Origin of the sequence: Trebonia sp., from assembly GCF_049794275.1 — a bacterium.
GTDB lineage: Bacteria > Actinomycetota > Actinomycetes > Streptosporangiales > Streptosporangiaceae > Trebonia.
Genome location: NZ_JBARCR010000256.1, coordinates 1 through 2,891, shown reverse-complemented (window position 1 = coordinate 2,891; position 2,891 = coordinate 1). Strand labels below are relative to the sequence as shown.

4 protein-coding genes are annotated in these 2,891 nt (G+C 71.3%); all 4 read left to right on the top strand.

The features are described 5' to 3' along the window. The coding region (locus tag WA805_RS07415) for a dihydroxy-acid dehydratase (protein ID WP_425241961.1) at positions 1 to 502 on the top strand (502 nt) is incomplete at its 5' end. A gap of 25 nt (positions 503 to 527) precedes the next feature. Further along, entirely contained in the window at positions 528 to 1,541 is a 1,014-nt protein-coding gene (locus WA805_RS07410) for a zinc-dependent alcohol dehydrogenase (RefSeq protein ID WP_422324375.1), read from the top strand. Between the two features lie 20 nt (positions 1,542 to 1,561). Continuing rightward, positions 1,562 to 2,425: an SDR family NAD(P)-dependent oxidoreductase gene (locus tag WA805_RS07405; RefSeq protein ID WP_422339032.1), complete on the top strand. Its 864-nt coding sequence runs from the start codon at positions 1,562 to 1,564 to the stop codon at positions 2,423 to 2,425. Next, a partial coding sequence (locus WA805_RS07400) for an SDR family oxidoreductase (protein WP_425241960.1) occupies positions 2,422 to 2,891 on the top strand: 470 nt, incomplete at its 3' end. The genes WA805_RS07405 and WA805_RS07400, both read left to right, overlap by 4 nt.

Sequence of the window (2,891 nt, the reverse complement as noted above, 5' to 3'; positions counted from 1 at the left end):
CTCCCGGGAGGAAGGCGTCGCGGCGGCGCGGGCTGGCCGCTTCGCGGCCGGCGACGTCGTGGTGCTCAGCGGGCTCGGGCTGCGCGGCTCCCCCGGCATGGGCCTGACGTCGGCGCTGATGTTCGCGATCGACGGGGCCGGGCTGTCCGCATCGGTCGCGGTGATCACCGACGGGCAGATGTCCGGGCTCGTCAACGGCGGCCTTGTGGTGGCCGAGGTGGCCCCCGAGGGCGCGGCGGGCGGCCCGCTCGGCGTGGTCCGCGACGGTGACATGCTCTCCATCGACGTCAACGCCAGGAGAATCGACCTCGAGGTCGACGCGGACGAGCTGGGCCGGCGGCGGGCCGAGTTGCCGCCGCTGGCGGCGCCGGCCGGGTGCGGCTGGCTGTCGGTCTACGCGCGGACCGTCACGCCGCTCGGCCGCGGCGCGACGCTAGGGGGGAATGGGGGGACTAGTCCCCCCATACGCGCGGGGATCGCGGGCACGGTTGTCAACCACTGAACAGTCATGAAAGGGCGGGAGCCACGTGCGGGCCGTTCTGTATATCGATAAAGAAGAGGGGACGGCCGTCAGCGACGTGCCGGACCCTAGCCCGGGACCCGATGATGTCGTCGTCTCCGTAGACGCGTGCGGGCTGTGCGGCTCGGACGTGCACTCCGTGCAGAACGGGCAGTGCGCGCCGGGGCAGATCCTCGGGCACGAGTTCAGCGGGCGGATCGTGGCGCTCGGCGCCGGCGTGACCGGCTGGTCCGAGGGGCAGGCGGTGGCCGCCTCCCCGCTCGGGTCGTGCGGCAAGTGCCGGATCTGCGCGCGCGGGCTGGCGTTCCGCTGCCCCGTCGCGCCCAACATCGGGATTAACGCCCAGGGCGCGTACGCGCAGTACGTCGCGGTTCCGGCGAGGCAGCTGGTGGCACTGCCGCCGGAGCTGCCGCTGGAGCTGGGGTCGCACGCCGAGCCGCTGTCGGTCGGGTCGCAGGCGGTCAAGCTGTCGGGCGCCGGGCCTGGCGACCCAGTGCTCGTCTACGGAGTTGGGCCGATTGGGCTGTACTCGATCATGGCGCTGCGGCTAGCCGGGGCCGGGCCGATCGTCGCGGCCGGGCGGTCGGCAGGGCGGCGGCAGGCGGCCGCCGACGTCGGGGCCGACGTGGTGATCGACACCAGGGAAATCTCGGTCGAGGAGTACGCCACGCAGTCGGGCACGCGGTTCGCGGCGGTGCTCGAGTGCTCCGCCGCGCCCGGCGCGTTCACCGAAGCGCTCGCGGTGCTCGAGCCTGGCGGCACCTGCGTCGAGGTGGCGCTGACGCCCGAGGTGGCGTCGCTGCCGCTGTTCGGGATGCTGAGCGAGGGACTGCACATCGCCGGCGCCTGCGCGTTCTCCGACGACACCTACCGCGAGTCAGTAGCGCACATCGCGGCCGGGCGGGTCCCGGTGGAACGGCTCGTGTCGGAGCGAGTGACGCTGGATGACACGCCGTCCGCCCTGAAACGGCTGCAGACGCCAGGCTCGCTGGTGCGAATCGTGTCCCGGCCCTGGGGCTAACAAGCAAAGGAGCTTTGTGCATGGAAGAGTTCGCGGGTAAGACCGCCGTCATCACCGGGGCGGGCAGCGGCATGGGCAAGGCCTTCGCGACGCGCTGGGGCGCGGAGGGAATGAACATAGTGATCGGCGACATCCAGCAGGACGCGCTGGATGCCACGGTCGCGGAGCTGTCGGCGGCCGGGGTTCCCGTGCTCGGGCTGCGCACCGACGTGTCGAAGCTGCCCGATATCGAGGCGCTGGCCGACGCGGCCGAGGAGCGGTTCGGGAAGATCCACCTCGTGCACAACAACGCCGGCGTCGAGGGTTACCTGGACGGGCCGATCTGGGCGGCCACCGCCAAGGACTGGGACTGGACGCTGTCGGTCAACCTGATGTCGGTGATCTACGGCATCAGGACGTTCGTGCCGCGGATGCTCGCGCACGGCGAGGACGGGCACGTGGTCAACACCTGCTCGATGACCTCGGTGATCGCGGCAGGCAACATGTACGGGATCTGCAAGCACGCGATCCTCGCCATGACCGAGGTGCTCGCCGCGGACCTGGAAGCGGCGGGCGCCAACGTCGCGGCGACCGGGATCTGCCCGGGAATCATCGCGACCAACCTGTTCCACGGGTCACGGAACCGGCCGGCCGCGCTGGCCAACTCCGGCGGCATGTCGTCGTCAGGCGCGTCGCTGCGCGACCACATGCACTCCGTGCTGTCCAAGGGCATGCCGCCGTCCGAGGTCGCGGACAAGGTAGTCACCGCGGTGCGGGAGAAGAAGCTGTACCTGCTCACCGACCACGAGTGGGACAGCAGGATCGTCGCCAGGCACGAGGCCATCATGGCCGGGGCAGTCGGCCCGGCCGCAACAGGGATCCTAGACGCGGAGGGTGTCCGATGAGCGTGCGGTACGGGCTGGATGGACAGGTCGCGGTCATCACCGGTGCGGCCAACGGATTCGGGCTGGCGGTCGCGCAGCGGCTGGCGGACGAGGGCGCTCGCCTGGTGCTGGTCGACAGGGACGCCGACGGGCTGCGGGCGGCCGCGGAGAAGCTCGGCGGGCTGGCGGTCGTCGCCGACGTCTCGCAGGAGTCCGAGGTGGACGGGTACGTGCAGGAGGCGGTCAACGCGCACGGGCGGATCGACCTGTTCTTCAACAACGCGGGCATCGAGGGCCGGATGGCGCCGATGACCGAGCTGTCGGTCGAGGACTTCGACCGGGTCTGGCGGGTCAACGGGCGCGGCGTGTTCATGGGGCTGCGCGCGGTGCTGAAGGTCATGAAGCCGCAGGGATCCGGCGTGATCGTGAACACCGCGTCGATGGCGGCGATCAAGGGCGCGGCGACGTTCTCCCCGTACATCGCCTC